The sequence below is a fragment of the Phenylobacterium sp. genome (assembly GCF_025351295.1).
Lineage (GTDB): Bacteria > Pseudomonadota > Alphaproteobacteria > Caulobacterales > Caulobacteraceae > Phenylobacterium.
In genome coordinates this window covers 20,624-47,031 of the sequence record NZ_JANXWD010000015.1, presented here as the reverse complement: position 1 = coordinate 47,031, position 26,408 = coordinate 20,624, and the positions used below count along the sequence as shown (strand labels likewise).

At 70.5% G+C, this 26,408-nt stretch carries 29 protein-coding genes; 15 read left to right on the top strand and 14 right to left on the bottom strand.

Annotation, left to right across the window (positions count from 1 at the left end):
* Positions 1–235: 235 nt before the first annotated feature.
* Together Q0R13_RS02465 and Q0R13_RS02460 are read right to left on the bottom strand one after the other, a co-directional pair.
* Entirely contained in the window at positions 236–1,003 is a 768-nt protein-coding gene (locus Q0R13_RS02465) for an MliC family protein (protein WP_293898946.1), read from the bottom strand.
* Between the two features lie 5 nt (positions 1,004–1,008).
* Entirely contained in the window at positions 1,009–1,188 is a 180-nt protein-coding gene (locus Q0R13_RS02460) for a hypothetical protein (protein WP_293898944.1), read from the bottom strand.
* A 181-nt stretch (positions 1,189–1,369) separates the two neighbouring features.
* Between Q0R13_RS02460 and Q0R13_RS02455 the strand changes: the two genes are divergently transcribed.
* The 4 genes from Q0R13_RS02455 (at position 1,370) to Q0R13_RS02440 (ending at position 4,330) form a co-directional block, all read left to right on the top strand.
* Positions 1,370–1,711 carry a hypothetical protein gene (locus Q0R13_RS02455; protein ID WP_293898942.1) on the top strand — a complete coding sequence of 114 codons (342 nt, stop codon included), beginning with the start codon at positions 1,370–1,372 and terminating at the stop codon, positions 1,709–1,711.
* A gap of 18 nt (positions 1,712–1,729) precedes the next feature.
* Positions 1,730–2,671, top strand: coding sequence for a heavy metal-binding domain-containing protein (locus Q0R13_RS02450; protein ID WP_293898940.1), 942 nt, complete (start codon positions 1,730–1,732; stop codon positions 2,669–2,671).
* Positions 2,671–3,492 carry a heavy metal-binding domain-containing protein gene (locus tag Q0R13_RS02445; protein ID WP_293898938.1) on the top strand — a complete coding sequence of 274 codons (822 nt, stop codon included), beginning with the start codon at positions 2,671–2,673 and terminating at the stop codon, positions 3,490–3,492. The genes Q0R13_RS02450 and Q0R13_RS02445 overlap by 1 nt, the downstream gene beginning before the upstream one ends.
* 463 nt (positions 3,493–3,955) lie before the next feature.
* A complete protein-coding gene (locus Q0R13_RS02440) occupies positions 3,956–4,330 on the top strand; it encodes a response regulator (protein WP_366852255.1) in 375 nt (124 codons plus the stop codon).
* A gap of 5 nt (positions 4,331–4,335) precedes the next feature.
* Here Q0R13_RS02440 and Q0R13_RS02435 read toward each other — a convergent pair whose 3' ends face one another.
* Positions 4,336–4,818 carry a cupin domain-containing protein gene (locus Q0R13_RS02435; protein WP_293898936.1) on the bottom strand — a complete coding sequence of 161 codons (483 nt, stop codon included), beginning with the start codon at positions 4,816–4,818 and terminating at the stop codon, positions 4,336–4,338.
* A gap of 81 nt (positions 4,819–4,899) precedes the next feature.
* On the opposite strand from Q0R13_RS02435, the gene Q0R13_RS02430 reads away from it, so the two are divergent.
* A complete protein-coding gene (locus tag Q0R13_RS02430) occupies positions 4,900–6,399 on the top strand; it encodes a phospholipase D-like domain-containing protein (protein WP_293898934.1) in 1,500 nt (499 codons plus the stop codon).
* Here Q0R13_RS02430 and greA read toward each other — a convergent pair.
* A complete protein-coding gene (gene greA, locus Q0R13_RS02425; protein ID WP_293898932.1) occupies positions 6,392–6,871 on the bottom strand; it encodes a transcription elongation factor GreA in 480 nt (159 codons plus the stop codon). The genes Q0R13_RS02430 and greA overlap by 8 nt on opposite strands.
* 2 nt (positions 6,872–6,873) lie before the next feature.
* Entirely contained in the window at positions 6,874–7,326 is a 453-nt protein-coding gene (locus tag Q0R13_RS02420) for a GFA family protein (RefSeq protein ID WP_293898930.1), read from the bottom strand.
* Between the two features lie 126 nt (positions 7,327–7,452).
* On the opposite strand from Q0R13_RS02420, the gene Q0R13_RS02415 reads away from it, so the two are divergent.
* The 4 genes from Q0R13_RS02415 (at position 7,453) to Q0R13_RS02400 (ending at position 10,820) form a co-directional block, all read left to right on the top strand.
* Positions 7,453–8,427, top strand: coding sequence for a S1C family serine protease (locus Q0R13_RS02415; protein WP_293898928.1), 975 nt, complete (start codon positions 7,453–7,455; stop codon positions 8,425–8,427).
* A 143-nt stretch (positions 8,428–8,570) separates the two neighbouring features.
* Positions 8,571–9,230: a hypothetical protein gene (locus tag Q0R13_RS02410; protein ID WP_293898926.1), complete on the top strand. Its 660-nt coding sequence runs from the start codon at positions 8,571–8,573 to the stop codon at positions 9,228–9,230.
* Positions 9,227–9,883 (top strand): DUF4331 family protein, encoded by a 657-nt coding sequence (locus tag Q0R13_RS02405; protein ID WP_293898923.1) that lies wholly within the window; start codon positions 9,227–9,229, stop codon positions 9,881–9,883. Before Q0R13_RS02410 ends, Q0R13_RS02405 begins: the two co-directional genes overlap by 4 nt.
* A 214-nt stretch (positions 9,884–10,097) precedes the next feature.
* Entirely contained in the window at positions 10,098–10,820 is a 723-nt protein-coding gene (locus Q0R13_RS02400; protein ID WP_293898920.1) for a PEP-CTERM sorting domain-containing protein, read from the top strand.
* Here the strand turns inward: Q0R13_RS02400 and Q0R13_RS02395 are convergent.
* The 8 genes from Q0R13_RS02395 to fabD all read right to left on the bottom strand — a co-directional run bounded on the left by Q0R13_RS02395 (position 10,817) and on the right by fabD (position 17,531).
* The gene (locus tag Q0R13_RS02395) at positions 10,817–11,137 is read right to left on the bottom strand and encodes a lysozyme inhibitor LprI family protein (protein ID WP_293898948.1); all 321 of its coding nucleotides are present in this window, start codon (positions 11,135–11,137) and stop codon (positions 10,817–10,819) included. The genes Q0R13_RS02400 and Q0R13_RS02395 overlap by 4 nt on opposite strands.
* Positions 11,138–11,204: 67 nt before the next feature.
* Positions 11,205–11,930 carry a guanylate kinase gene (gmk, locus tag Q0R13_RS02390; RefSeq protein WP_293898917.1) on the bottom strand — a complete coding sequence of 242 codons (726 nt, stop codon included), beginning with the start codon at positions 11,928–11,930 and terminating at the stop codon, positions 11,205–11,207.
* A 123-nt stretch (positions 11,931–12,053) separates the two neighbouring features.
* Positions 12,054–12,935 (bottom strand): YicC/YloC family endoribonuclease, encoded by an 882-nt coding sequence (locus Q0R13_RS02385; RefSeq protein ID WP_293898914.1) that lies wholly within the window; start codon positions 12,933–12,935, stop codon positions 12,054–12,056.
* Between the two features lie 163 nt (positions 12,936–13,098).
* Positions 13,099–14,100, bottom strand: coding sequence for an endolytic transglycosylase MltG (mltG, locus tag Q0R13_RS02380; RefSeq protein WP_293898911.1), 1,002 nt, complete (start codon positions 14,098–14,100; stop codon positions 13,099–13,101).
* Positions 14,097–15,380 carry a beta-ketoacyl-ACP synthase II gene (gene fabF / locus Q0R13_RS02375; RefSeq protein ID WP_293898908.1) on the bottom strand — a complete coding sequence of 428 codons (1,284 nt, stop codon included), beginning with the start codon at positions 15,378–15,380 and terminating at the stop codon, positions 14,097–14,099. Before fabF ends, mltG begins: the two co-directional genes overlap by 4 nt.
* 91 nt (positions 15,381–15,471) lie before the next feature.
* Positions 15,472–15,711: an acyl carrier protein gene (locus Q0R13_RS02370; protein ID WP_293345933.1), complete on the bottom strand. Its 240-nt coding sequence runs from the start codon at positions 15,709–15,711 to the stop codon at positions 15,472–15,474.
* A 123-nt stretch (positions 15,712–15,834) separates the two neighbouring features.
* Positions 15,835–16,575: a 3-oxoacyl-[acyl-carrier-protein] reductase gene (fabG, locus tag Q0R13_RS02365; protein WP_293898904.1), complete on the bottom strand. Its 741-nt coding sequence runs from the start codon at positions 16,573–16,575 to the stop codon at positions 15,835–15,837.
* Positions 16,576–16,586: 11 nt separating this feature from the next.
* Positions 16,587–17,531: an ACP S-malonyltransferase gene (fabD, locus tag Q0R13_RS02360; RefSeq protein ID WP_293898901.1), complete on the bottom strand. Its 945-nt coding sequence runs from the start codon at positions 17,529–17,531 to the stop codon at positions 16,587–16,589.
* Positions 17,532–17,618: 87 nt separating this feature from the next.
* Here fabD and Q0R13_RS02355 point away from each other — a divergent pair, with 87 nt between their 5' ends.
* Positions 17,619–18,698, top strand: a complete 1,080-nt coding sequence (locus Q0R13_RS02355) for a zinc-binding dehydrogenase (protein ID WP_293898898.1) — start codon at positions 17,619–17,621, stop codon at positions 18,696–18,698.
* Positions 18,699–18,807: 109 nt separating this feature from the next.
* On the opposite strand, the gene Q0R13_RS02350 is transcribed toward Q0R13_RS02355, so the two are convergent.
* The gene (locus Q0R13_RS02350; RefSeq protein ID WP_293898895.1) at positions 18,808–20,121 is read right to left on the bottom strand and encodes a tetratricopeptide repeat protein; all 1,314 of its coding nucleotides are present in this window, start codon (positions 20,119–20,121) and stop codon (positions 18,808–18,810) included.
* Between the two features lie 430 nt (positions 20,122–20,551).
* Between Q0R13_RS02350 and Q0R13_RS02345 the strand changes: the two genes are divergently transcribed.
* From Q0R13_RS02345 to Q0R13_RS02325, 5 genes are all read left to right on the top strand, one after another.
* A complete protein-coding gene (locus Q0R13_RS02345; RefSeq protein ID WP_293898892.1) occupies positions 20,552–21,079 on the top strand; it encodes a DUF4402 domain-containing protein in 528 nt (175 codons plus the stop codon).
* A gap of 64 nt (positions 21,080–21,143) precedes the next feature.
* On the top strand, positions 21,144–21,656 hold the full coding sequence (locus Q0R13_RS02340; protein WP_293898889.1) for a hypothetical protein: 513 nt from the start codon (positions 21,144–21,146) through the stop codon (positions 21,654–21,656).
* Complete coding sequence (locus tag Q0R13_RS02335; RefSeq protein ID WP_293898887.1) at positions 21,656–22,582, top strand: hypothetical protein; 927 nt, start codon at positions 21,656–21,658, stop codon at positions 22,580–22,582. The genes Q0R13_RS02340 and Q0R13_RS02335 overlap by 1 nt, the downstream gene beginning before the upstream one ends.
* Complete coding sequence (locus Q0R13_RS02330; protein ID WP_293898884.1) at positions 22,563–25,349, top strand: hypothetical protein; 2,787 nt, start codon at positions 22,563–22,565, stop codon at positions 25,347–25,349. Before Q0R13_RS02335 ends, Q0R13_RS02330 begins: the two co-directional genes overlap by 20 nt.
* 1 nt (position 25,350) lies before the next feature.
* Entirely contained in the window at positions 25,351–26,403 is a 1,053-nt protein-coding gene (locus Q0R13_RS02325) for a DUF4402 domain-containing protein (protein ID WP_293898881.1), read from the top strand.
* Positions 26,404–26,408: the final 5 nt, after the last annotated feature.

Here is a 26,408-nt window from a genome sequence, read left to right as displayed (position 1 = left end):
AAGCACTGAGGGGCTCCGCCCCGGGCCTCACCCCCCGATCCTCAACCCCCGATCCTCACCCCCCGGGGCCGTCATCCCCGGCCTTGTGCCGGGGTCCCATCGTGGCGCCGGTACGGTCGTGAGAGCAGGCCGCGCTGCGCGGCCTGCCGCACTGACTCGCGCAAGCTGAGGCATGGGTCCCCGGCAAAAGGCCGGGGATGACGCGCAAAAAGGGGTAGCGACCCTGCCGAGCCCCCTACTTCACCGCGATCGTCTCGATCCGCCAGCGCAGCTGCGCCGCGCTCGCGCCCGGCACGCCGTCGACCCGGCGCAGGGTGGCCTTGCCAGACCGGTGGTATTCGCCGCCGGCGGCATAGCGCCCGTACAGCACCACCGGCACGTCCACATAGAGCGAGCCGGCGGCGCCCTCGATCGCGCCCGGCGCGCCCACCTGGGCGTGCAGGGTCCTGAACGGGCGCAGATCCTCCTGGACGCCGTCGACCCGCAGCGCCGCGCCGTCCGCTGTCTTCCCGGCCTCGACCAGGGCGTAGTAGGTCTCCACGACCGTCGCCGCCGCCTGGCCGCTGCCGGCCTCGGCGGGACGCTCATTCAGCGGCGTGCGGTCGTCGGGCAGCCCGCCCGGCGTGCCCGGCGCCGGCGGCTCGACGGGGGCGTCCAGCAGGGCCTTCTGCGCCGGCTGCACGCAGCGCACGCCCGGGTCGGTGGCAATGTCCTCGCCGGCCTTCACCGCCGCCAGCATCCCCTCCTGGCCCTTGGTCCACCATTGCAGCCCGTCGCCGACATAGCGCACGCCGCTGCCCGAGACGCCGGCGCTCATCCGATAGGTGCTGCCGTCCAGCTTCACCTGCGCCGTCGTCGCGTCCGGATAGAGCGCCTTCAGCGTCCGGCCGTCCGCGCAGACATAGGGCGTCCAGGCCACCGCGCCCTCGGCCGGCCCGGCTGCGGGCGGGCGCGAACAGGCCGTCAGCGCCAGCGGCGCGACCAGCCACAGGATCGACCGCATGGCCGCTACTTCTTCAGCCAGGGCTTGGACTTCGAAGACGACCGCGCCGCCGCGGCCCGCTCGTCGCCCATCCGGCCGCGGCCGGGCGGCCCGCCCTTGCCCGCCGCCGCCGCCTTCTTGAGCCGCAGCGCCTTCTGGATCGGGGTCTCGCCCGGCGGCCCTGCCTCGTCGTCACCTTGCGCCATGCCCGGGCTCCTTCAAACGCCGCCAAGTCTAACCCGCTCGCCGCCCCTGTCGCGGACATTCCGAACGCGGGCGGGGTTGCCGCGACCTTGGGGCTAGAGCACAGTTCACGCGTCCGCCGTACCGGTTCGGGAGGGTGATCTGAGCACCGAGCTAACCCCGTTCTCGGTCAGCGCCGGCGAGTTGCGTCGCTCCCATGTCGAGGTCCGGACCTATGTCGAGGCCCTGGCCGATCGGCTCGAGCGCGCCCTTCCCGACCGCGTCACCGTGGAACGCAAGCGCGAAGGGCTGTTCAGCAAGGAGACCCACGTCGCCAGCCTGACCTTTCGTGGCGACAAGGCGATCTATGCCCTGACCATCGGCAAGGGCCAGGTCACCGCCACCCGCGGCAAGGTGGTGCGCGGCGTCTCGATCAGCTCGACCCAGATGCAGCCGCCGGAATGGCTGGCCGAGCTGGGCGACGAGCTGCGGATCGTCGCCCAGCAGACGGGCGAGGCCAGCGAAGCCCTGCTCGGCTTCCTCTAGCCGCGCCAGGAGCAAGCGATGGCCTGGTTCTCCAAGAAATCCCCCGCCGAGCGCGAGGCGCAGGACGCCGCCAAGGACGCCCGCGGCGCCGCCGCCGTGCGCCTGGCGGCCTGGGACGTGGCCCTGTCGCGGGGCGGCCTGCCGGACTTCGTCCAGCAGCGGCTGGGCGACGCCGCCGCGCGCCGCACGCCCTGGCTGGCCACCATGACCGCCTCGGAGCTGCTGATCGTCCGCTCGCACGGCGCGCGGCCCATCGCCACCATCTGCGGCACGTGCTGGTTCCAGTTCGGGGCCAGCTGGACGCGGGGCCATGCCTCCGGCTGGCGCACCGCCCTGGAGCGGCTGATCGACGAGGCCCGCGCCTGCGGGGCCAACGCCGTGGTCGACGTCAAGCTGCGCACCTCGGCCTCCGAGGGCGCCAGCATGGACTACAGCCTGATCGGCACTGCCATCCGCTTCGACAGCCTGCCGTCCAGCCCCGACCCCGTCGTCGCCACCACGCCTGCCCTGGAGTTCGTCCGGCTGCTGGAGGCCGGGGTCGTCCCCGTCGGCATCGCGGTCGGGGCCCACTACGAGTGGATGACCGATAATTCCTTCGGCGGCCTATCCGGCAATGTGTTCAGCGGCAACCAGCCCCTGACCAAGCTGGGCCGCTTCTGGGAGAGCATCCGTCGCCAGGCCCACGCCGAGCTTCGCCGCGACGCCGCCCGGCAGGGGACCGGCGTGCTGGCTCACACCCACTTCGGCCAGCTGATCAAGCAGGAGGTCGAGAAACAGCCCGACCGCTACCTGGGCCGCCACATCGTGGTCGGCACCGTGGTCCACGCCAAGCCGGGCGAAGGCGTGCCGCACGACATCGAGATGGTGGTCGACATGCGCGACGGGGACTCGTCCCTCATCCGCCCCGACGCCGAACCGGCCATGGCCTATCTGAACGACGAGACCGAGGGAGCCATCTGATGAGCGCGACGACCAACATCCCGGCCCATGCGCTCGAGCGGCTGAAGGGCCTGCGCGGCGAGGGCCATCCCGGCGGCATCTTCACCTCGGACTTCTCGGTCAACGAGTTCCTGCTGGTGCGCAAGGCGGGCTTCGAGCCAGTCGGCCTCTGCGTCGGCTCCTGCATCTACCATGTGGGCGTCCAGTACGGGAACTGGAACAAGAACGAGGAGATGACCGTCCTCTCGCAGGCCATGTACCACGCCCGCGAACTGGCCATGAGCCGCATGCGCGAGGAGGCCGCCGACATGGGCGCGGACGGCGTCGTCGGCGTCCGGCTGACGGTCAAGCGCCAGGAGTGGGACGGCAACGTGCTGGAGTTCGTTGCGATCGGCACCGGCGTGGTCCACGCCGTCGGCCACGCCGCCTTCAAGGGGCCCAAGGGCCAGCCCTTCACCTCCGACCTCTCGGGCCAGGACTTCTGGGTGCTGCTCCAGGCCGGCTATCGACCGCTGGAGATGGTGATGGGCAGTTGCGTCTATCACGTCGCCCACCGCGGCCTGTTCAAGACCCTGGGCCAGACCGGCCAGAACGTCGAACTGACCAACTTCTCCCAGGCCCTCTACGACGCCCGCGAGATCGCCATGGAGCGGATGCAGGCCGAGGCCATCGCCGCCCAGGCCGAGGGCGTGGTCGGCATGCAGCTGCACGAGGGCAGCCACGCCTGGCAGCCGCATATCATCGAGTTCTTCGCCGTCGGCACCGCCGTCACCCCGATCGGCGCCGAACTGGCCGCCTCCACCATCCCCGACCCGCAGCTGGTGCTCTCCGTCAACGGCTGAGCGCGGCGGCGCGCTCCGTCCGGCTGCGGCTCAAAAAGACAGCACGGCGCGCCGCGAAAACGAGCTGCACGCGCCCGCTCCCGGCGCTCCGCCCCCGCTGCGCGTCCCCGGCATGCCCGCGGGCGTACCGGACTGTGAGCCATCGGAGCGATCCCATGTTCCTGTCCCGCGCCTGCCGCCTTCTGGCCCTCGGTTTCGCCTCCGCCTTCGCGTGGCCGCGTTGGGTGTTCCGCGCCATGGCCCATCCCGGCGCCGCCCGTCCCGCAGCCGTCCTGATCGCCCGAGCCTGGTGGATCTCGCCTGAACTCTAAACCTACGGCAAGGTTTCGCCTCATTCCGGACGAATAATACTTAGTTAAAACACAATATAATTCGCCACATTTCAAACATAGATGAGGTTGTGGAAGGTCTTTATGCAACCAAAAGTCCTCCGTCGAATTATGACATATGAAGAGGGCATAAAATGATGAATGCGGATCGCGTTTTATTGGTCGACGATGACTATTTGAGTAATCTAGCCCTGCATGAATATCTGGAGGCTGAGGGCTTTCCGGTGGAGTCCGTCTATTGCGGACCGACCGCCCTGGCCGCGCTGCGCGACCATCCGCCCCAGGCCCTGGTTACCGACGTGGACCTGGGTCCCGGCCCCGACGGCTTCGACGTCGCCCGGGCCGCCCGCGCCGCCTGCCCCCAGCTGACCGTGGTCTACATCTCCGCCCATAACGGCAACCGCCATCCCGCCGAGGGCGTCCCCGGCTCGGAATTCGTCGCCAAGCCCTTCCAGGGCAAGGACATCGTCGCGGCGCTCCGCCGTGCGGGGCACCTTAAGGCCGCCTGAAGCGCCTAATCGCCGCGGGCGGCCTCTGGCGCCTCAAACGTCGAGCCGAACTCGGCGATCGCATCGGCCATGAAGCCGCCGCCCGCAGGGGGCGGATCCTGGTCGGTCCGATGCCGCACGAACAACTCTTCGAAGCCGCCGGGTATGAAGCTGACCAACAGCTCGACCGGCGCGCCCGACACATTGACGTATCCATGCCGTACGCCGGCCGGCACGCGCACAAAGTCGCCCGCCGCCAGGTCCACGATCGTCTCCCCGATCAGGAACCGAAGCGACCCGGCGCGCACATAGAACGTCTCCTCAATGCCCGCGTGCCGATGCGCGCCGTAGTCCGCCACGCCCGCCGATCCGGTCCCGGCGGCGACGACATATTCCATCAGCGAATAGGCCCCGCCGGTGTCGCGCCCGAACACCAGCACGCGGCCGCGGTCGTCACCGTCTTCGAACGGAACCCCGCCGCTCGACGGTACGGTCAGGAGGTCGGTCATCGGCGCAGCATAACCGACGCCATCCGCCGAGGGGAACAACCCTGGCCGTTGGGCCTTAGACAGGCTTGACTGGAGGCGCGCGTGCTGTTGGAACCCGGGACCACCTGCTGGCGGCGCGAGACCGCGGGCCGCGCCGCCCTGCTGATCGACATGGCGGACTATTTCGACGCGGCGATGAAGGCCATGCGCAAGGCCCGCCACACCATCCACCTGCTGAACTGGGCCTTCGAGCCGCAGACCCTGTTCCACCCGCAGCCGGGGTGCACGGGTCCTGAGGACGACCGGATCGCCAACTTCCTGAAGGCCCTGGCGCGGGACAATCCGAAGCTCGACGTGCGCATCCTGTGCTGGAAGTCGGCGCTGCCGGTCGCCGCCACCCAGAACTGGTTCCCGCTCGCAGACCGCAAGGTGTTCGCTGGAACCCCGGTGAAGTTCGTGCTGGACGGCCAGCTGCCGGTCGGCGCCTGCCATCACCAGAAGGTGCTGGTGATCGACGACGCCATCGGCTTCTGCGGCGGCGGCGATATCGGGCCTGACCGCTGGGACACGCCGCAGCACCTGGACGACGACCCACGACGGGAAAAGACCCGGCACGCCCACGGCAACAGCAAGGACGACTTCAACAGCCGCCACGAGGTGATGGGCCTGGTCGAGGGCGCGCCCGCCAAGGCGCTGGGCGCGCTGTTCCGCGACCGCTGGGCCCGCGCCACCGGCGAGATCCTGCCTGAACCCCCGGCCACCCGGCCCAGCTGGCCGGCCGGGGTGACCGCGCAGTTCGAGGGCGTCGAGGTCGGCCTCTCGCGCACCGCCGGGGCCTGGCGAGGCCATCCCGAGGTCCGTGAAGCCGAGCGCCTCCACCTCGCGGCGATCGCCGGCGCCACGCGGTCGATCTACATGGAGAACCAGTACTTCACCTCGCCGCTGATCGCCGCAGCCCTGGCGCGGCGGCTGGCCGAGCCGGACGGGCCGGAGGTGTTGCTGGTCGGCACCGAGCATTCGCCCAGCTACTTCGACCAGGCGACCATGGACCGCACGCGGGTGAAGTTCATCGAGACGCTGAAGCGCGCCGACCGGCACGGCCGCTTCCAGGCCTACAGCCCGGTCACCACCCTGGGCCGGATCATCATCGTCCACGCCAAGCTGACGATTATCGACGACCGGCTGCTGCGGATCGGCTCGGCCAATATCAACAATCGCTCGCTGGGCTTCGACACCGAGTGCGACATGAGCTTCGAGGCCGCCGGGCGGATCGGAACCGGCGCCCGGCGTGAGATCGCCCGCCTGCGCACCCGGCTCCTGGCCCACTGGCTGGGCTGCGACGAGGCGATCGTGGACGCCGCGATCCGCAAGGCCGGCGGCCTCGGCGCCGGGGTGGAGGCGCTGCGCAACGCCGGCTACGCGCGTCTGCGGCCGATCCTGCTCCCGAAGGTCACAGGCGTCGCGGCCGCCATCGCCGCCTACCACCTGGGCGACCCGTTCAGCCCCAACGACTCCTGGCGCCCCTGGCGGCGCAAGACGGAGTCCGAAAGCGCCGCGCGGCGCGGCCGGCGATCGTCGGCGGACGCGGCGGCGCTCAGCTGACCGCCACCACCTGGACCGCCGCCCCGTTCACCGTCACCACGTCGTCCACGCCCTTGCCCAGCACCGCTCGCGCCAGCGGTGACACATAGCTGACGCTGCCGGCCCTGGGATCGGCCTCGTCCTCGCCGACGATGCGGAACACCTGCCGCCGACCGTCGTCGCGTTCCACCTCCACGGTCGTTCCGAACTGCACCCTTCCCGCCGCCCCGTCGGGCTCGGTCAGCTGGGCGCTGCCGCGCCGCGCGGACCAGTAGCGCAGGTCCCGCGTGGCCCGCGCCATGGCGGTGCGGTCGGCGGCGATCCCGCCTTCGGTCTGGGCGGCGGCATAGGCCGCCCGCGCCGCCGCCAGCTTGGCCTCGATAGCGGCCAGCCCGGTGGCGGTGACCAGGTTCGGCTGCGTCGAGACCGGCCGGTCCGGCAGGTTGGCGGCCTGGGCCTCGTAATCCTCTTCCCGGGTGAAGGCGACGGCCATGGCTAGCCCGCCTCGCGTGCGGCGGCATAGTCCGCGATCAGCTGCGGGAAGGACTCGTTCGGCGGGAACCGCTCATAGCTGTGAACTGCGGGCGTCGTGACCCAGGCCAGCTTCTCGCTCACATACGTCTCCGCGAACGGCGTGAACCCGGCCGTGTCGTCGAGCATGGTGGCGCGCACATTGACGATGCCGAACCCAGGCCGGGTGAACACCCAGCTCATGCAGTAGGGACAGTGGAAGTGCCCCCCGTCGTCGCGCCGGAGCGCACCGCCAGCCACCGGCTCGCCGGCGGTGACCGCGAACCCCGCCTCCGGCACGACCACGGTGAGCGAGAACGCGCTCCCGGTCATCCGCTGGCAGCCGGTGCAATGGCAGGCCATGGTCAGCAGCTCAGGCCCCGAGATCGCGAACCGCACCCGCCCGCACCGGCACCCACCGTCCCGCGCCTCGCTCATTGTCTGCCTCCGCTCGTCCAGCGCGCCGACTGTACCCCGGTTCCGCCGCGGGGCCCGCGTCGTCTTCGCCCCTTGCGCAAACCCAGGCCTGCCCCAGATTCAAGACTCGCTTGGAGACCATCCCCCGTGACGTCCCCCTTCGACGGCTATGAGGTTGAGACCGGGCTGCGCCCCGCGCCCCGGGCCTATCCGTTCGACCTGGACCGCGCCCTGTCGGCTGTGGTCGCCCTGCAGGCCCGCGTCCCCGGCGACGCCTTCACCGCCCAGACGCTCGGCACCGACCGGCTCGGCAACGGCACGGTGATCGGGCCGACCGGCCTGGTGCTGACCATCGGCTACCTGATCACCGAGGCCCAGGACATCACCCTCACCCTGAACGACGGCCGCCGCGTCCCCGCCCACGGACTGGGCGCCGATCCGGTGACCGGCCTCGGCCTGGTCCAGGCCCTTCAGCCGCTCGACGTCCCGGCCCTGCCACTCGGCAATTCCCGCACGCTGGCCGCCGACAGCCCGGTGATCATCGCCGGTGGCGGCGGGCGCGCCCACGCCGCGGCCGGCCAGGTCCTGACCCGCATGCCGTTCGCCGGCTACTGGGAGTATCTGCTGGATGACGCGATCATGACCGAGCCGGCCCACCCGCACTGGAGCGGCGCGGCCCTGATCGGGGCCGGCGGCGAGCTGATGGGCGTCGGCTCGCTCAGCCTGCAGCGCCAGTCGCGCGGCGGCGTCACCCCGCTCAACATGTTCGTGCCCTCAGAGTTGCTGCCGCCCATCCTCGACGACCTTGCCAAGGGCCGGCCGCCGCACCCGCCCCGCCCGTGGCTGGGCGTCCTGGCGCAGGATCTCGGGCGTCAGGTCGTGGTGGTGGGCCTCAGTCCCCGCAGCCCCGCCGCCCGCGCCGAACTGCGCAAGGGCGACGTCATCCTCTCCGTCGCCGGAACCCCCGTCGCCGACCTCGCCGACTTCTACAAGCGCCTCTGGGCCCACGGCCCGGCCGGCGCGGTCATCCCGCTCAGCCTCCAGCGCGAAGGCGATGTCTTCGACGTCGAGATCCGCTCCGCCGACCGCACGGCGCTGCTGAGGAAGCCCCACTTCAACTGAGGCACGACGCGGTCTTCCCTCCGGCACGATCAATTTCGACTCGCGGTCACCGTCGAAAATTTTCTATGATGTTGCCAGGGCGGGGCTCGGCCTTGGGGCTGAGCGAGCTTCGCCTCCATGCAAGGCCCCGGAAGGACACGCTCGTGCGGGTTCCCGTTCGCGGTATCGCGCTCGCCGGCACGCTGCTAGCGGCCGCCGTGGCTCTGACCAGTACACAGCGGCCGGCCCGCGCCGCCGACCACTTCGACCCGCCCCCCCGGACCGACCCGACGGTCACCTCGACGCCGGACATCGCCGCCGACATCGCCGACGTCTACGTCTGGCACACCTCCGACACCCTGGTGATCGCGCTGACCTTCGCCGGGCCGGCGCCCAACACCCGGCCGGCCCGCTACGACCGCGACGTGCTCTATACGATCAACATTTCCAACGCCAACGCCCCGACCGACCCGGAATTCCAGATCCGCTTCCGGTTCGCCCAGGACGCCCAGGGCAACAACGGCGTCGAGGTCAGCGGCCTGCCCGACGGCGGCCCGCCGCTGGTGGGCCCGGTGGAACAGACGCTCACCCGCAACGGCATGCTCGTGCGCGCCGGGCTCTACGACGATCCGTTCTTCTTCGACCTCCAGGGCTTCAAGGAGACCCGCGCCACCGGCGCCCTGGCCTTCGTCTCCACCCGCAACTTCTTCGCCGGCCAGAACGACACCGCCATGGTGATCCAGATCCCGCGCGCCCGCGTCGACGCCGGCAATGAGCTCAACATCTGGGCGACCACCGCGCGCATCAAGGCGCCGACGTTATGAGACCGCTCCTGGTCATCCTTCCGGCCCTGTTTGCGCTCGCGGCCTGCGGCGGCGGCGGCGCGGACCCGCTGACGCCCATCCCCTCCACCGCCCCGCCGGGCGCGCCGCTCAGCGCCCTGCCCTGTCTCAACCAGGCGGTGGGCCCAGGCCAGCGCAGCGTCGCCAACCTGGTGGTCCCCGACACCATCAAGCTGGACTTCACCAAGCCCTCCGGCTTCCCGAACGGGCGGCGCCTCACCGACTCGGTGATCGACACCGAGCTGGCCTGGCTGTTCATCGACCTGACGAAGCACCCCGCCAACGTCCTGGCCAGCCGCCCGCTCGGGCCCCAGGCCAACGACGTGCCGTTCCGCAGCGACTTCCCCTACCTGGCCCCGCCGCAGGGAAATCCCCCGCCGCCGCCGGCCGGCGCCGACTTCAACTTCCGCACTGACGCCCCTTCGGCCTACGTCCAGGTCGACCGCATGGGCATGCCGGCGATCTCCACCGTGGTGATCGGCTCGTCGAAGAAGCTCTCCTACAACGACGACAGCCCGGCGGTGGACGGGACCCTGAAATACGTCAACGAGATCTCCACCACCCTGGGCGGGCTGGCCAACGCCCTGGCCGACGACTGGCAGAAACTGGGCCTCGCCGTCTGCGCCAAGCCCTGAGGCGGGTTTTTAGAAGCCAGATCTGCCGTCGTCGTCCCGGCGCCTGCAGTCCATCACCAAGACCGCCCGAGTCTTCGCCATCTGCGAACGCCGCCGCCTTTTTGGATGGTCATCCTATCCCAAACCGGACATACTTTTCCCACGCGGCCCTTATGCTGCCTCGATTTCAGCAGGAGGTCTCGCGATGGTTCGGGATGTTTTGAGGAAGCGGGTCATGCGCACCCAGGTGACCTTGGCCGCGGCGGCCGCCGCCGTCCTGTTCGGGACCGGCGCCGCCCAGGCCGCGACCCTGTCCACCACCGACAGCTTCACCGGTTCGGCCCTGGTCTATGACCCGGCGACGGACTATTCCCCCGGCAGCGGCTACGCCCCACCGACCAGCCTGGGCGGGTATGACGGCCTGCTGACGCTGAAGGGGTTCAACCCGGCGCTGGGAACCCTCAACTCGGTCTCGATCAGCGAGACCATCGAAAGTTCGCTTGAATTCAAGCAGGCCTACGCTTTCGGCGACTCCATCACGATCAACGCCAACCTGTTTGTGTCAGGCCAGGACCCTTACGGCGGCGCCGGGTTCGGCCTTCCCTACACATTTTCCATCGCAGGGACGGTTGCCGGACATACCTACGATACCGGAACACAGTATTTCAACCAGACGTCTGGCGCCTACGTGAACAATCTGGCCCTGGCGTTTGGCCCGTTCTTCGCCAGCAAGATCTATGTGCCAGTGCTGGGATACGTTTATCTTGGTCCGAGTACAGGATCGTACCTGGGCAACACCACATCGACCTACACCTATGCCATGACGTTCGACTATGACTATACGCCGAGCGCGACCGGCGGCGCCCCCGAGCCCACGACCTGGGCGCTCCTGCTCCTCGGCCTCGGCAGCTCCGGCGCCGCCCTGCGCGCCCGCCGACGCCGAGGTTTCGCCTCCTAGCGCCGGTATTCCTCGAACTTCGACAGCGCCAGCAGTTCGGCCGTGCGGGCCTTGGTGACGCGATCGAGGCACAGGGCGTAGGTCATCGGCTGGATCGAGCCGCCCTCATAAACGCTCGCCTCGTAGCGGCATTGGCTGTCGCGGAAGTTCAGCCACGACCGCTCAGCCTGGCGCAACTCCGGCGTGGCCCGAAGCCTGGCGTAGGCCGTGTTCAGCTGCCAATTGGCGGCTTTCGCCGAGGCGGTCGCGTGAGCGTTCATGTCTGCCTGTGTCTGAGCGAAGGCGCTCCCGGAGAATCCACCCGAGAACAACAGCATTGCACCGAGGATCCATCGCGACAGTCCGCTCATCGGTTGGCCAGCCAGTCGAACACGCGACCGTCTCCTACTTCTGCACCGGCCGCCGCAAAGGTGGTTTCGCGGCTGACGCCTTCGTCGCCTCCGCCTCATCCTCCGCCAGCAGCCCGTGCACGAACCCCGGCAGCCAGGAATTGCGGCCCGGCTTCATCCGCTCAGCGCGGTAGATGTGGCCCATGTCGGCGTAGGCGCGGTCGAAGTTCTTGTTGACGATGACGTAGTCGTACTCGGCCCAGTGCAGGATCTCCTCGCGGCCCAGTTCCAGCCGGGCGCGCATGGTCTCCTCCGAGTCCTGGGCGCGGGCGCGCAGGCGGCGTTCCAGGTCGCCCCAGGCCGGCGGGAGGATGAACAGGCGCACGCTGTCGTCGGGCGCCTTTTCGGCGATCTGCGCCGCGCCCTGCCAGTCGATGTCGAACAGCACGTCGTGGCCGCCCTCCAGGGCCGCCATCACCGGCGCCTTGGGGGTGCCGTAGTAGTTGCCGTTGACCACCGCCCACTCCAGGAAGTCGCCGGCGTCGATCATCGCCTCGAACTGGGCGCGGCTCTTGAAATGGTACTCGCGCGCCTCTGCCTCGCCCGGCCGCGGCGCGCGCGTGGTGGCCGAGATCGACAGGGTCAGGTCCGAGTGGTCGGCCACCAGGTTGCGGGTCAGCGAGGTCTTCCCCGCCCCCGCCGGGCTCGACACCAGTAACAACAGCCCCCGCCGCGTGGTCTCCCAGGGCTTGGCGTGGTCGTCCGTGTGCGCCGCGTTCATGCCAGACTCTTTGACGCGTAGCGGCCCGCATTCAAACCGCAGAAAACGCGAAAAACGCAGAAACCTGCCCGGACTCCTCCTGCGTTTTCCGCGTTTTCTGCGGTCCCCGCCTTCGGCGGTGCGTCACTCCACATTCTGCACCTGCTCGCGGAACTGCTCGATGGTGGCTTTGAGGTCGAGGCCCAGGGTGGTCAAGGCGCCGGTCTGCGATTTTGAGCACAAGGTGTTGGCTTCGCGCATGAATTCCTGGGTCAGGAAGTCCAGCCTGCGCCCCACCGCCACGTCCGCCGCCAGCAATCCCCGCGCCGCCTCGACATGCCCGCCCAGCCGGTCCAGCTCCTCGGTCACATCGGCCTTTACCGCCATGGCGGCGGCCTCCTGGACGATGCGCTCCTCGCTGGCCGCCTCGCCCGCCAGCTCCTTCAGCCGGGTCTCGAAGCGGGCCTTGATCGCCGCCGGCTGGCCCGCCGCCGCCGCCCGCGCCTGGGCGGACAACTCGCCGATCCGCGCCACCTGGCCCGAGAGCACGACCAGCAACTGGCGGCCCTCCAAAGCCCGGCCCGCCGCCAGCCCGTCCAGCGCCGCGCCGATCGCCGCCGCCATCGCCGCCTCCAGCCCAGCCTGAGCGTCCGGGTCCAGCCCGGCGTCCTCGACCTCGATCACGCCCCTGAGCGCCAGCAGGCCGTCCAGCCGTCCGCGCTCCACCCGCCCGTCCGCGACCAGCCCATCGCCCGCCGCCACATAGCGCTCCAGCTGCTCCAGGTTGATCCGCACCGAGCCCGCGCCCTCGCTGCGCTTGGCGGTCACGCCGACGGTGAGGTTTCCCCGCTGGAACCGACCCTGCGCGCCCTCGCGCGCGGCCCGCTCCAGTCCCTCGAAGCCCGGCGGCCCGCGGAACCGCACCTCCAGGTTCCGCCCGTTGACGCTGCGGGCCTCGACCGCCCAACTCCAGGCGCCCAGGGCGCCGTCGGCCCGGCCAAAGCCGGTCATCCCGCTGATCGGCATCAGTTTTCCCTCCCCTTCATGGGGAGGAACAGGCTGCGCAGCAGCCCGGGTGGGGAACGAACGATCATCCCCGACGCCGCGCTCCGGCCCACACTTCCCCACCCGGACCGCTTCGCGGTCTGTCCATCCCCATTAAGGGGAGGGAAAAGGCCTGCGTTCGTCTTCACTTCGCACTCGCTTTCGCCTTCTCGATCGCCCGCCATCTTTCCACGTTCTTCGCATGCGCCTCATAGGTCGAGGCGAACGCATGTCCCCCCGTCCCGTCGGCGACGAAATAGAGCTCGTCGGTCTTGGGCGGATTCAGCACCGCCTCCAAGGCCGCGCGGCCGGGGTTGGCGATCGGGGTCGGCGGCAAGCCGATGGTCCTGTAGGTATTATAGGGACTTGTGCTCGCAAGTTCAGACGCCCGGATGCCGCGGCCCAGCGGCCGTCCGCGGGTGAGGCTGTAGATGATCGTCGGATCGCTCTGCAAGGCCATGCCGGCGCGCAGGCGGTTGATGAAGATCGCTGCGATCCGCGGTCGCTCGGCGGCGAGGCCGGTCTCCTTCTCGACGATGGAGGCCAGGGTCACCGCATCCTGCGGCGTCGCCAGCGGCAGGCCGGGCTGGCGCGCCGCCCACAGCGCCTCCAGCACCCGGTTGCGGGCGTCGCGCATCTGCTGGATCGCCGCCGCCCGGGTCTCGCCGCGCTGGACCTCGTAGGTGTCGGGCAGCAGCGAACCCTCCGGCGGCGCCTCGGCGGCCCCGGTCAGCTCCGGCGCCGCCGCCACGGCGTCCAGGGCCATGCCGCTGGTCCAGCCCTCGGGAATGCTGATCAGGTGGCGCACCACCTTGCCGGCCCGGATGTCGGCCAGGACCCGGGCCATCGAGGCGCCGGACGGCACCTCATATTCCCCGGCCTTCAGGGTCGCGGTCCCGGTAAGCCGCGCGGCGACGTCGAACAGGGTGGCGGAACCGATAACCCCGGCCGCCTTCAGCGCCTGGCCGATCTGGCGCACGCCAGAGCCGCGCGCCAGCATCACCGTGGTGACCGCGCCGGGCCTGGCCTTGGGCCCCGGCCCGGCGTAGCTGAACACCGCCGCCAGCCCGAGCAGGATCGCCACGCCCAGGGCGATCAGCCCGCCCCCGCCCGCGGCCCTGCGGCTCAGGCGAAAGCGGCGGGTCACTGGTATTTCTTGAAGATCACCGAGGCGTTGGTGCCGCCGAACCCGAAGCTGTTCGACAGCGCCACATTGATCTCCATCGGCTTGGCCTTGTGGGCGATCAGGTCGATTGGCGTCTCGACGGAGGGGTTGTCCAGGTTGATGGTCGGCGGCGCGATCTGGTCGCGGATCGCCAGGCAACAGAACGCCGCCTCGATGGCGCCGGCCGCCCCCAGTAGGTGGCCGGTCGCCGACTTGGTCGAGCTCATCGAGGCCTTGGCCGCGGCATTGCCCAGCATCCGCTCCACCGCGCCCAGCTCGATCTCGTCGCCCAGCGGCGTCGAGGTGCCGTGGGCGTTGATGTAGTCGATCTCGGCGGGGTCGATGCCGGCGTCCCTGATCGCCGCCCGCATCGCCCGGAAACCGCCGTCGCCGTCGTCCGCCGGGGCGGTGATGTGATAGGCGTCGCCGGCCAGCCCGTAGCCGATGATCTCGGCATAGATCTTGGCGCCGCGCGCCAGGGCGTGCTCCAGCTCCTCGACAACCACGATGCCCGCGCCTTCGCCCATGACGAAGCCGTCGCGGTCCCTATCATAGGGGCGGCTGGCCCTTTCCGGCGTGTCGTTGAAGCTGGTCGACATGGCGCGGCAGGCGATGAAGCCGGCGATGCCCACCGGCACCACGCTAGCCTCGGCCCCGCCGGCGATCATCACGTCGGCGTCGCCGTACTTGATGAGCCGGCAGGCGTCGCCGATGGCGTGGGCGCCGGTGGCGCAGGCGGTGACCACCGCGTGGTTCGGCCCCTTGAAGCCGTAGCGGATCGAGACCTGGCCGGAGACCAGGTTGATCAGCGCCGAGGGAATGAAGAACGGGCTGACCCGGCGCGGGCCCTTCTCATGCAGCTCGATGGCCGTCGCGGCGATGGTGCCCAGGCCGCCGATGCCGGAGCCGATGATGACCCCGGTCCGCTCCTTGTCCTCGTCGGTCTCCGGGACCCAGCCGGAATCCTTCACCGCCTCGTCCGCCGCGGCGATGCCGTAGAGGATGAAGTCGTCGACCCGCCGACGGTCCCTGGCCGACATGGTCTTTTCGGGATCGAACGAGCCCGGCACATCCGGCCCGCCGCCGCCCCGCCCGTCGACGCGCGGGACCTCGCAGGCCACTTGGCACGCCCAGCCGTCGACGTCGAAGGCGCTGATCCGCCCCGCGCCAGAGTCCCCGGCCAGGATCTTCTTCCAGGTCAGCTCTGTCCCCTGCCCCAACGGGGTGATGAGCCCGATGCCGGTGACGACGGTGCGACGCATGTGTGGGCCTCAAAAACGAAAACCGCCGCGCCTACGGGGCGAACCCCAGGGACGCGGCGGCTTTGATTCCGATGAAACGGTTCCGGACGGCTTAGCCGCCCAGCCGCTCGCCGATGAACTTCACGGCGTCGCCGACCGTCTGGATATGTTCGGCGGCATCGTCCGGGATCTCGATGTCGAACTCTTCTTCGAACGCCATCACCAGCTCGACATTGTCGAGGCTGTCGGCGCCCAGGTCATCAATGAAGCTGGCCTTTTCGGTCACCTTCTCGGGATCCGCATCGAGATGTTCGATCACGATCTTGCGGACGCGTTCAAGGACGTCGGACATTTAGGTAGGTCCCTCAGGGCTTAGTCAGGTGTTTGCATCGGCGACGCAGAGGTTGAAGTCAACCGTCGCCTTGGCGATCAAATCCGGGGGTCGGGTAGCATGTTCCCTCCGGACTGGCGATAGTCAGATCATGGCCATCCCGCCGTTCACGTGCAGCGTCTGGCCGGTGACGTAATTTGCCTCGTCGCTCGCCAGATAGGCGCAAGCGGCCGCCACGTCATCCCCAACGCCCAGCCGGCCGGTCGGAATGGTGGCCAGGATCTGGGTTTTCTGCGCCTCGGTCAGCGCCTCGGTCATCGGGCTTTCGATGAAGCCGGGGGCGACACAGTTCACGGTGATGCCACGCGTGGCCACTTCCTGCGCCAGGGCCTTGGAAAACCCGATCATTCCGGCCTTCGAGGCCGCGTAGTTGGCCTGGCCCGGATTGCCCATCACGCCCACCACCGAGGTGATGCCGATGATCCGGCCGTGGCGGCGCTTCATCATGCCCCGCATGGCCGCGCGGCTGAGCCGGAAATAGCTCTCCAGGTTGACCTTCAGCACGGTCTCCCAGTCGTCGTCCTTCATGCGGAGCAGCAGGCCGTCCTTGGTGATGCCGGCATTGGCCACCACGATGTCGATCGGCGCGCCGGCGGCGGTCTCGGCCGCCTCGATCAGGCCGTCGACGGCCTTGGATTCGGACAGATTCGCCGCCACCGCCGACACGCGCGCGCCCAGCGTCGCCGAGAGTTCCTCCAGCGCGACCTCGCGGGTGCCGGACAGCACCACGTGAGCGCCCTGGGCGTGCAGTGTCCTGGCGATGGCGGCGCCGATGCCGCCGGTGGCCCCGGTGACGAGGGCGGTCTTGCCGGTCAGGTCGAACATGCCATCCCCTCTCAGAGCGATTTCGCGAAGGCTTCCAGGTCGGCGGACCCGTTCAGGGGAACGGCCTCGGCGTCCGGGGCGATCCGCTTGGCCATGCCGCTCAGCACCTTGCCCGCGCCGGCCTCAGCGAAGCGGGTGATTCCGCCGGTCCCGGCCATCCAGATCATGCTCTCGCGCCAGCGCACCCGGCCGGTGACCTGTTCGACCAGCAGGCGTCGAATGACCTCGGGATCGTTGGTCGGCTGGGCGGTGATGTTGGCCACGATCGGCGCGCGGGGCGCCAGGATGGTCGCCGCCGCCAGGGCTTCGGCCATTTCATCCGCGGCGGGCTGCATCAAGGGACAGTGGAACGGCGCCGAGACGTTCAGCGGGATCGCCCGCGCGCCCAGTTCCTTGGCCTTCTCGATGGCCCGGTCGACGGCGGCCTTCTCGCCGGAGATCACCACATTGCCGTTGTTGTTGTCATTGGCCACGACGCAGACGCCCACCTCTGAGCCGGCCTTGGCCGCTGCCTCCGCCAGCGCCAGGTCGGTCTTCGGCCCGATCAGCGAGGCCATGGCGCCCTGCCCGACCGGCACGGCCCGCTGCATGGCCTGGCCGCGCAGCTTCAGGAGGCGCGCGGTGTCCGACAGGCTGATGGCGCCGGCCGCCGCCAGGGCGGAATATTCCCCCAGGCTATGGCCGGCCACGAAGGCCGCCTTGCCGATCCCGACGCCGAACTCGGTCTCCAGGGTCCGCATCACCGCCACGCTGACCGCCATCAGCGCCGGCTGGGCGTTCTCGGTGAGGGTCAGCTGATCCTCCGGCCCGTCCTTCATCAGCTTGAACAGCTTCTGCTCCAGGGCGTCGTCGACCTCCTGGAAGACCTCGCGCGCCGCGGCGAAGGCCTCGGCCAGGTCCTGGCCCATCCCGAGCGCCTGGCTGCCTTGTCCGGGGAAGAGGAAGGCGAGGCTCATTCCGAAACGCTACCTGTTGATTCCGAGGTCGCGAGGGTTAGGGGATAGAACCGGCGGCGACAAGAAAACGAATCCAGGAGCGGACGCATGCGAGCAGTGATCCGACGCGACAGGCGGCTGGTCTGCGACGAGATCGCGGAGCTGACCCCCGGCGCCGGCCAGGTGCTGGTCAAGACGCTGGCCTGCGGCATCTGCGGTTCGGACCTGCACGCCCTGCACCACATGGAGCATATGATCGACCTCGGCCGGCGCTCCGGCGCGCCGGACAGCGGCTTCGATCCCAGCGCCGACACGGTGTTCGGCCACGAGTTCTGCGCCGAGATCCTCGACCACGGCCCGGGCTCGGCCAAGGCCCTGAAGATCGGGACCCGGGTGGTCAGCGTGCCGGTCACCGTCCACGGCGCCGGCATGGAGGCCCTGGGCTTCTCCAACCGCCTCCCCGGCGGTTTCGCCGAGCGGATGATCCTGTCGGAGGCGCTGATCCTGGCGGTCCCCAACGGCCTGCCGACCGACCAGGCCGCCCTCACCGAGCCCTTCGCGGTCGGCGCCCACGCGGTGGCCAAGGCGCGGCTGGAGCCCAAGTCGGTCTCGCTGGTGATCGGCTGCGGCCCGGTCGGCCTGGCGGTGATCGCGGGCCTGAAGGCCAAGGGCCACGGCCCGGTGATCGCCGCCGACTTCTCGCCGCGCCGCCGGGCCGCCGCCGAGCGCCTGGGCGCCGACATCGTCATCGACCCGGCGGTCGAGAGCCCGCACGAGCGCTGGGAGGGCCTGGGGGTCCCCAAGAGCCGCGCCGCCCAGGGGATGATGCGGATGATGGGCCAGGCCATCGCCCAGCCGGTGGTGTTCGAGTGCGTCGGGTCTCCTGGCGTCCTGCAGGCGCTGATCGAGGCCGCGCCGGCCGGCAGCCAGATCGTCGTGGCAGGCGTCTGCATGGAGACCGACAAGATCGAGCCTTCCATCGCCATCACCAAGGAGATCGAGCTCACCTTCGTGTTCGGCTATTCGCCCGAGGAGTTCGCCATGACCCTTCGCCAGCTCTCCGAGGGCGTCATCGACGTCACCGGCCTGGTCACCGGCACGGTCGGGCTGGACGGGGTGGCCGACGCCTTCACCGCCCTGGGCGATCCCGAGGCGCACGTGAAGATCCTGGTGCAGCCCAACGGCTAGGGCGCGTCAGGCGAAAGTGGATCCCGGTTTCGCCGCCCGACGCGCTCTAATTCAAAGAGTTAGAGCCTTTTTATCGGGTTCAAGTGAGTCCACTTGAACCAGAAAGGCCCTAGGGCGCGCTGGCGGTTACTCCGGGGTGGTCGTGCAGATAGGCGGCCGCGGCGGTCGTGAGCGCGGCCGACGAGACCCCGTCCACCGGGCCGACGTAGTAGCCCTTGCGCGCCAGCAGGGCCTGGGTTTCCGACAGGGTGGCGGCCGGCGGGATGACCATGGCGAGCTCGGTGGGCGGGCTGGCGCCGGGCTGGTAGCCGGAGGCGTCGCGGTCCAGGGCCGACCGCTCGGCAGGCCTCAGGCGGGCTTCCAGCTCCAGCTGCTTCTCGCGGGACGCCGTGTCGCCGGCGTTCGCCGCCACCGTGAACCAGCGGTAGGCCTCCCGCAGGTTCCGCTCCACCCCGCGACCGCTCTCGTAGAGCAGGCCGAGGTCGTGCTGCGAATCGACCACGCCGCGCTCGGCGGCGCGGCGGAACCAGACCGCGGCTTCACCGTCGTCGCGCGCGCCACCCTCCCCGTTGACCAGGAAGATCGCCAGGTTGTGCATGGCGATCCGGTCGCCGCCCTCCGCCGCGCGACGGGTCCAGCCGCGCGCGGCGCCCAGGTCGCGCGGCGTGCCGGCCCCGCCGCTCTCGTAGAGGCCGGCCAGCGCCAGCTGCGCCTTGGCGTCGCCCCCCTGGGCCAGGCCGGTCAGCCGCGGCAGGGCCGTCGCCTCGCCCCGGGCGAGCGCCGCGGTCGCCGCCTCATAGGTGTCGCGCACGGCGTCCCTGGCCGGCGCGGTCGGCGCGGCGGCCGCCGGCAGCGCGGTCGCCAGGCGGCCGGCGACGGCCGGGCGAGCCGGCATCGGGCCAGGCCGCAGCGGCAGATCGGTCGGCGGTGACGCGATCGCCTGCGGCAGCGCCCCGGGATGGGCCAGCACCAGCGCGCACGCCCCCAGCACGCTGAGCGCGGCCGCCGTGCTGGCGGCGCCGAAGATCAGCCGGATCGAAGCCGGGTCCGTCGCCGCAACGACAGCCGTCCGGGCGGCCGCGGCAGGCGCCAGGTCGGCGGACGCATCGACCTGCGGGGCCGCGCCGCGGTCGACCCGGATCTCCAGGCGTTGCGCCAGCGCATCCAGCGTCGCACCCAGGGCCGCGTGCCGGCCGGCGGCGTCGTGCTCCCGTTGCGACACGCGCCAGGCCAGCGTCTCCAGGGCCTCGGCCAGGGCGACCATCGCGTCCGGCGGCAGCGGCGCGGGCCCGGGGGCGGCCAGCCGGCCTTCCACATCGCCCAGGATGGCGTGCAGCTGCGCGACCGCGCGGCGCGTACGGTCGTCGTCCGGGCCCCGCGGCTCCGGATCGGCTCCCCTCGGCCAGGCGCCGTCAGCGGCCATCTGCCCTCCCAGCCGCGCGCCCCACCGGCCCGGCACGACCCCAGGCTACACCGAACCGGAAACCCGTACGCAAGGACACATCGCCTGGCGCAGGCGATCACCGCCGGCGCCTTAATGTAAAGCTTACCGGACCTGCGCGCCGTCGCGTAGCCTGCAAAGCAGCGCGTTCGCGACCGATCGCTCGGCGGTCACAAGCAACGGCCGCCAGCCTTCGCGACCCTCCACCGTCTAGAGGCTCTACCTTGACAGTGACCGAACGCGGTTCTAGAGCGGTAAGTGGCTAACAAAAGGTAAATTCGGGACTTGCAACCCTGGGCGCCGCGCCGGTTCTATTTTCCCCTCCGAGGGGAATATTCGGCGAACGCGGGCTGACCAAGTCTCGACCAAGTAGTGCGCATCTGCCGAAGGTGCGCTTCAAGGGGTGTAAAAGATGAAACTTCGTATTGCGCTGGCCGCCGCGGCCCTGGGCCTCGTCGCCGCCTCCCAAGCCTCCGCCGCCGGCCCGGCCACGGCCAACACCACCGCCACGGCCACCATCGTCGCCCCGTCCCAGCTGACGGCGACCCGCAGCCTGGACTTCGGGACCATCGCCAAGCCGACCACCGGCACCACCACGGTGACCGTCGCCTCCGCCGCCAGCCCGGCGGCGACCCCGGCCGTCTCGGGCGGCAACGGCTATATTCCCACCGCCGGCCTGGCGCACGCCTCTGCGTTCCACCTGCTCGGCACCAGCGCCGAGACCTATTCGGTCACCTCCACCACGCTCGTATTCACCGGCGCGACGGGCAATCTGTCCGCCATCGGTGCGGAGGCTCCCGTGGCGGCCAGCGGCGTGCTGAACACCCTGCCGGCCTCGGGCACGGATGACGTCTACATCGGCGGCCACTTCGACATCACCGCGTCAACCGTCGCGGCCACCTATAACGGCACGCTGACCCTGACCATCAACTTCGACTGAACAGGGCAGCCGGGCGGCAAACGGGCCTTTCCGTAAACCTTTCGGCGGGACAGTCGCTCCGGCCATGACACGAGCCATATCCAACCTTGGAACCCTGGTCGTCTCGACGGCGCTGCTGGCGGCTGCGTCCGCGCAGGCCGCGACCGTCCCGGCGCACGCGGCCATCGTCGAGGCCAGCAACGTCAAGGTCGAATGGGCGCTGGCCCCGCCCAGCGTGAAGGCCGTGATCCAGGGGGCCGACTTCCTGGGCAACATGCCGTCCCTGGCGATCGGCCTGCTGATGCCGCGAAATGCAAGGTTAACGCTTCGTCGCGAAGATGAGACGGGGGCGACCGTGACCGCTCCCGCCGGCTTCGTGGTGGTCACGACCGAGGGAGGCGACGCCTTGATCGTGAGAACCGGCGCCGACGCCGAACGCCTGATCGCGCGCCAGGGCGCCATCGTCGCCGGCTCGCTGGCGGGCCGCACCGCGACCAGCATCGACGTGGCCCGGGGCGGCCTGACCCTGATATCCACCGCCGGGTCGCAGCCGCCGGCCCCGGCGGCCACGCTCGTGGTCACGGTTCAGTACAACTGATGCGCGCGCCGCTCTTCGGCCTGCTCACCGCCGCGACCGCGGCGGCCGGCGCCTTTGTGTCGTGCGGCCCGGTCCTCGCCCAGCCCGCGCCCGTGGCGCCGGCGGCGAGCCCGCTCAACGCCTTCCTCAACATCACCCCCAAGCGGCTGACCTTCGACCGCAGCCGGCGCAACGGTACGGTGGTGCTGCTGAATCAGGGTACGGAGCCGGTGACCGTCGACATCGCCCTGATCGACCGGGTGATGCTACCCGACGGCCAGATCTTCGCTGTCGAGGACGCCGACAAGCGCGCCGACGGCAAGGCCGCGGCCGCCCAGCTCAAGTCGGCCAGGGACCTGCTGCAGATCTCGCCGCGCCGCGCCATCCTGCTGCCCGGCCGGCCGCAGACCGTGCGCGTGCGGCTGGCGACCCTGCCCGAAGCCACCGACGGCGAGCACCGCAGCCACCTGACCGTCACCACCATCCCGCCCCGCGACGCCGGGACCACGGTGGACGCCGCCGCGGCCACCGGCGGCCAGAACGAGCTGCGCTTCCAGATCACCGCCGTCTACGGCCTGTCGATCCCGATGATCGTGCGCCCGGCCGACGCCGACGTGCGCGCCACCCTGGAGGGCGCCAAGCTGGAGTATCCCGAGGTTTCCACCGACGGCCGCTCGCCGCCGAAGCGGATGCCGGTGGTCAGCCTGGACCTGGTCCGCGCCGGCACGAGCTCGGTCTACGGCAATTTCGAGGTGCGCGTGGTCGGCGAGAAGAAGGGCGCCGATCCGCTGGGCGTGGCGCGGGGTGTCGGCGTCTATCCGGAAATCGCCCGCCGCATCGTGCGGATCCCGATCAGCCGCGCGCCCGCCGCCGGCGAGCAGCTGGAGGTGACCTTCACGGACGACGACACGTCACCGGGGAAGGTCCTTGCGAAAGCCGCGATCTAGTTGGCCCTGCCCCCTCGCGACCGCAGTCCTCATCCTGCTGCGGAGCGCGCCGGCGTACTCCGCGCCGTCCCCGCCGCCTGAGCGCTCGGCCGCGCCGGCGGCGAGCGAGCGGTCGATCGAAGCCATCGACCCGGCCAGCCTGCTGCTGTTCTCGGTCTCGCTGGACGACCTGACCCTGTCCGACGGGCTGGGCGCCTATGGCGCGCCTGAGGATCCCCTGGCGCCGTTCGGCGAGCTGGTGCGGCTGCTGGAGGCCGACGTCGACGTCATGCCCGCCGAGCGCCGCATCGTCGGTCGCCTGGGGCCGACCAAGCGCTCGCTGGTGGTGGACCTGAATGCCGGCGTCGCCCGCGTCGGGGGCCAGGAGATCGCGATCTCCAGCCAGGACGCGGTGGTCACCCCGACCGAGATCTACATGCGCGTCTCGGCGATCCAGAAGCTGCTGCCGCTCAAGATCGAGGTGGCCTCCGACGACCTGGCGCTGCGGCTGCACGCAATCGAGAAGTTCCCCGTCCAGGCCCGGCTGGAGCGCCTGGCCAACCGTCCCGACGGCGCCCAGGTCGGCGGCGCCAGCCAGGAGGCGCTGAAGGTCGACCAGCCCTATGCCTTGATCAGCCCTCCCGGCTTCGACGTGACGCTGGACGGCGGGCTGCAGTCGGGCCGCCACAACCGCGACTTCCGCTACGACATCCGGATGGCCGGCGACCTGCTGTACGCCAACCTGCAGGCCTACCTGGGTTCCGACGAGCTGGGCCGGCCGGCCAATGCGCGCTTCCTGCTGCAGCGCCGCTCGCTGGAAGGAAACCTGCTGGGCCCGCTGCACGCCCGCGAGGTCACTGCTGGCGACACCTTCACCCCGGGCCTCTCCATCGGTCCGCGCAGCATCGGCGGGCGGGGCTTCTCGTTCTCCACCGCGCCGCTGGAGCAGACCAACATCTTCAACCGCATCGACCTGCGCGGCGAGCTGCCGCCCGGCTTCGATGTCGAGCTCTATGCCAACGACGTGCTCAAGGGCAGCACCAACCAGTCGGTGAACGGGCGCTTCGAATTCCTGGGCGTGCCCCTGTCGCCGGGGCTCAACGTCCTGCGCCTGGTCACCTATGGGACCCGCGGCGAGCGCACCGAGGAGGTCCAGGTGGTCAATGTCGGCGCGGCCCTGCTGCGCCCCCACGAGGCCCAGTTCGCCTTCGGCATCGTCGATCAGGACCAGCCGCTGTTCCGCTTCCGCAACCAGTCGCCCAGCATACTGGGTGATCCCGGCCTGTTCGCCACCCGCGGCACGCGGATCGTCGGGTCGCTGAACTATGGCGTCACCGACCTCCTGAGCCTCACCGCCGGGGTGGCGCGGGTGCCACAGGTGGGCGGCGGCGCCCTCGGCGTCTACACGGCCGGCGCGCGGACGTCGTTGATGGGCCTGGCCACCCAGGCCGACCTGGCCGTGGACGGCAGCGGCGGGTCGGGCGTCTCGCTGGGGATCGCCGGCCAGCTGCGCGGGACCTCCGCCGTGCTGCGCCACGCCGAGTACCGCGATGGCTTCGTCGACGAGAACAATCTGGGCTTCAACTCGCGCCTGGAGATGCAGCGCCGGACCGAGCTCACCTTGGATTCCAGCGTCAATCTGCGCGGCCGGATCGTCCCCGTCTCGATGCGCGTGATCCGCAACGAATACGCCGGCGACTCGCACGACCTGCTGGCCTCGGCGCGCGCGTCCTCCAGCATCGGCCAGGTGCTGATCTCGGCGGGTGGGGAGTACCAGCGCCAGGACTACCCGCTCTCGCGCCCCACCGAGACCCTGAATGGCTATATCGCGGCCTCGACGTACCAGACCGGCCACTGGCAGATCCGCTCGACGCTCGACTATCAGGTGCTGCCGGACTTCAAGGCCAAGTTCCTCGCCGTGACGGTCGACCGGCGGCTCAACGACGCCTGGTCCATGCGCTTCGGCCTCGGCCAGCCGCTGGACAAGCTCAGCGGCTGGAACGCCACGGTCTCCAGCATCCTGTCGACCTCGAAGGGCGACCTGGCCCTGACCGGCCAGTACGACCACTCCGACGACAACTGGCGGGTCGCGCTGCAGTGGAACTTCGGCATCGGCTACAACCCCGGCCGCAAGGGCTATGACCTGATCCGCAGCGGGCCGGGCTCTGGCGGCTCGGTGCTGTTCAATGCCTTCATCGACGAGAACGGCGATGGAATCCGCCAGGCCAGCGAGGCGCCGGCCCCGAACGTCGGCCTGACCGGCGCGGCGCAGCGCGGCATCGTCACCGGCGCGGACGGGCGGGTGCTGGTCACCGGCCTGGGCGGCGGGCCGACCGCGCACATGGACGTCAGCCTCGACAAGGTCGCCGACGCCTCGGTCTCAACCCCGCCCTCGCGGCTGGACCTGCGGCCGCGGCCGGGCAGCATCGCCCGCGTCAACTATCCGATGCGGCCGACCGGCGGGGTGATGGTCAAGGTCGAGCTGCTGCGCGACGACGGCAAGCGCGTCGGCCTCTCCTCGGTCCGCGTCCAGCTGGTCCCCGACAAGGGAACGCCGGTCGACGCGGTGACCGAGTTCGACGGCTCGGCGATGTTCGACGCCGTGCCCATCGGCGCCTACCATCTGCAGCTTGAGCAGCGCCAGGCCGACCGGCTGCGCATGCGCCTGCTCCAGGAGCCGACCGTGACCATCAAGAGCGGCGGCGACTTCGCCCCCGACGTGGTGGTGCAGGTGCGCTTCCTGCCGCCCGCGCCCGAGACCACGGTCGCCAAGGCCGGGGGGAACTGAGGTGGCGCGACAGGCGGACCCGGGTCTGGTATCCGACGCCAAGATGCGGCCGGCCCTCCCAACCCTGCTGTTCCGCGCCGCCGGCTTCGCCTGCGCCCTGCTGGCCGCGCCCGCCGCGTCGGCGGCCTCGTATGTCGTCAACATCGGCGGCGGCCTGGACCTGCAGTCCGTCGCCACCGCAGCCGCCGGCGATACGGTGTTCCGGATCAACCCTTCCAGCGGCGCGGTCACCGTCCAGAGCGGCGCCGGCCGCCGGCTCTCGACGACGTCCGTGCGCGGCCAGGTGACCATCACCTGCAAGCCGTCCCGCCCGACCGACACCGCCTGCACCACCGCCAATGTGCCGATGCGGATCGGGACCATCGGGCCGCTGATCGGGCGCGCCCGGGCCCTGACCAACTTCACCGTCGCGATGGGCACCGCCAGCGTGGTGGGGCCGCCGACCGGGACCAACCCGCTCGGCTTCCAGCTCGCGCCGCCCGGCGACAACACGCCCAAGACCTTCTTCGTCGGCGCGGACTTTCCGGTGGCCGGCGACGACGCGCCCCTGGCCAGCGGCAACGGCGAGAACAGCTTCTACGTCTACGCGGTCGACCCCGCCGGGCTCGAGATGGCCGGCGACAGCGACAAGGGCAAGGTCAAGGCGCTGCGCGCCCTGGCGGTGGCCAAGACCGCCGACCTCAGCTTCGGCCGCATCCAGATCCCGCCGTCGGGCGCCAGCACGATCTCCCTCAACGCCAGCACCGGGACCCGCACGGTGACCGGCGGCGCCTTCGCGTTCCCGACCCCGGCGCCGACCCGCGGGGCCTTCACCGTCACCGGCGAGGGCGGCCAGCAGGTCTCGCTGACCATCCCCACGACCTTCAACCTGACCGGCCCCTCGACGATTCCCGTGACGGTGACCAACACCGCCCCGCCCTCGCCCAGCCTGAGCGGCGGCCTGGGCTCGGGCGGGACCTACAGCTTCACGATCGGCGGCAGTTTCGCGATCTCCAACACCACGCCGACGGGCGCCTATTCCGGCGTCCTGACCGTCAGCATCGACTACAATTGAGCCCC

Coding starts and splice junctions, on each gene's coding strand:
- Q0R13_RS02465 (WP_293898946.1), bottom strand. CDS start 1,003: ATGCGGTCGATCCTGTGGCTGGTCGCGCCGCTGGCGCTGACGGCCTGT.
- Q0R13_RS02460 (WP_293898944.1), bottom strand. CDS start 1,188: ATGGCGCAAGGTGACGACGAGGCAGGGCCGCCGGGCGAGACCCCGATC.
- Q0R13_RS02450 (WP_293898940.1), top strand. CDS start 1,730: ATGGCCTGGTTCTCCAAGAAATCCCCCGCCGAGCGCGAGGCGCAGGAC.
- Q0R13_RS02445 (WP_293898938.1), top strand. CDS start 2,671: ATGAGCGCGACGACCAACATCCCGGCCCATGCGCTCGAGCGGCTGAAG.
- Q0R13_RS02440 (WP_366852255.1), top strand. CDS start 3,956: ATGATGAATGCGGATCGCGTTTTATTGGTCGACGATGACTATTTGAGT.
- Q0R13_RS02435 (WP_293898936.1), bottom strand. CDS start 4,818: ATGACCGACCTCCTGACCGTACCGTCGAGCGGCGGGGTTCCGTTCGAA.
- greA (WP_293898932.1), bottom strand. CDS start 6,871: ATGGCCGTCGCCTTCACCCGGGAAGAGGATTACGAGGCCCAGGCCGCC.
- Q0R13_RS02420 (WP_293898930.1), bottom strand. CDS start 7,326: ATGAGCGAGGCGCGGGACGGTGGGTGCCGGTGCGGGCGGGTGCGGTTC.
- Q0R13_RS02405 (WP_293898923.1), top strand. CDS start 9,227: ATGAGACCGCTCCTGGTCATCCTTCCGGCCCTGTTTGCGCTCGCGGCC.
- Q0R13_RS02400 (WP_293898920.1), top strand. CDS start 10,098: ATGCGCACCCAGGTGACCTTGGCCGCGGCGGCCGCCGCCGTCCTGTTC.
- Q0R13_RS02395 (WP_293898948.1), bottom strand. CDS start 11,137: ATGCTGTTGTTCTCGGGTGGATTCTCCGGGAGCGCCTTCGCTCAGACA.
- gmk (WP_293898917.1), bottom strand. CDS start 11,930: ATGAACGCGGCGCACACGGACGACCACGCCAAGCCCTGGGAGACCACG.
- Q0R13_RS02385 (WP_293898914.1), bottom strand. CDS start 12,935: ATGCCGATCAGCGGGATGACCGGCTTTGGCCGGGCCGACGGCGCCCTG.
- fabF (WP_293898908.1), bottom strand. CDS start 15,380: ATGCGTCGCACCGTCGTCACCGGCATCGGGCTCATCACCCCGTTGGGG.
- Q0R13_RS02370 (WP_293345933.1), bottom strand. CDS start 15,711: ATGTCCGACGTCCTTGAACGCGTCCGCAAGATCGTGATCGAACATCTC.
- fabG (WP_293898904.1), bottom strand. CDS start 16,575: ATGTTCGACCTGACCGGCAAGACCGCCCTCGTCACCGGGGCCACCGGC.
- fabD (WP_293898901.1), bottom strand. CDS start 17,531: ATGAGCCTCGCCTTCCTCTTCCCCGGACAAGGCAGCCAGGCGCTCGGG.
- Q0R13_RS02355 (WP_293898898.1), top strand. CDS start 17,619: ATGCGAGCAGTGATCCGACGCGACAGGCGGCTGGTCTGCGACGAGATC.
- Q0R13_RS02350 (WP_293898895.1), bottom strand. CDS start 20,121: ATGGCCGCTGACGGCGCCTGGCCGAGGGGAGCCGATCCGGAGCCGCGG.
- Q0R13_RS02345 (WP_293898892.1), top strand. CDS start 20,552: ATGAAACTTCGTATTGCGCTGGCCGCCGCGGCCCTGGGCCTCGTCGCC.
- Q0R13_RS02340 (WP_293898889.1), top strand. CDS start 21,144: ATGACACGAGCCATATCCAACCTTGGAACCCTGGTCGTCTCGACGGCG.
- Q0R13_RS02335 (WP_293898887.1), top strand. CDS start 21,656: ATGCGCGCGCCGCTCTTCGGCCTGCTCACCGCCGCGACCGCGGCGGCC.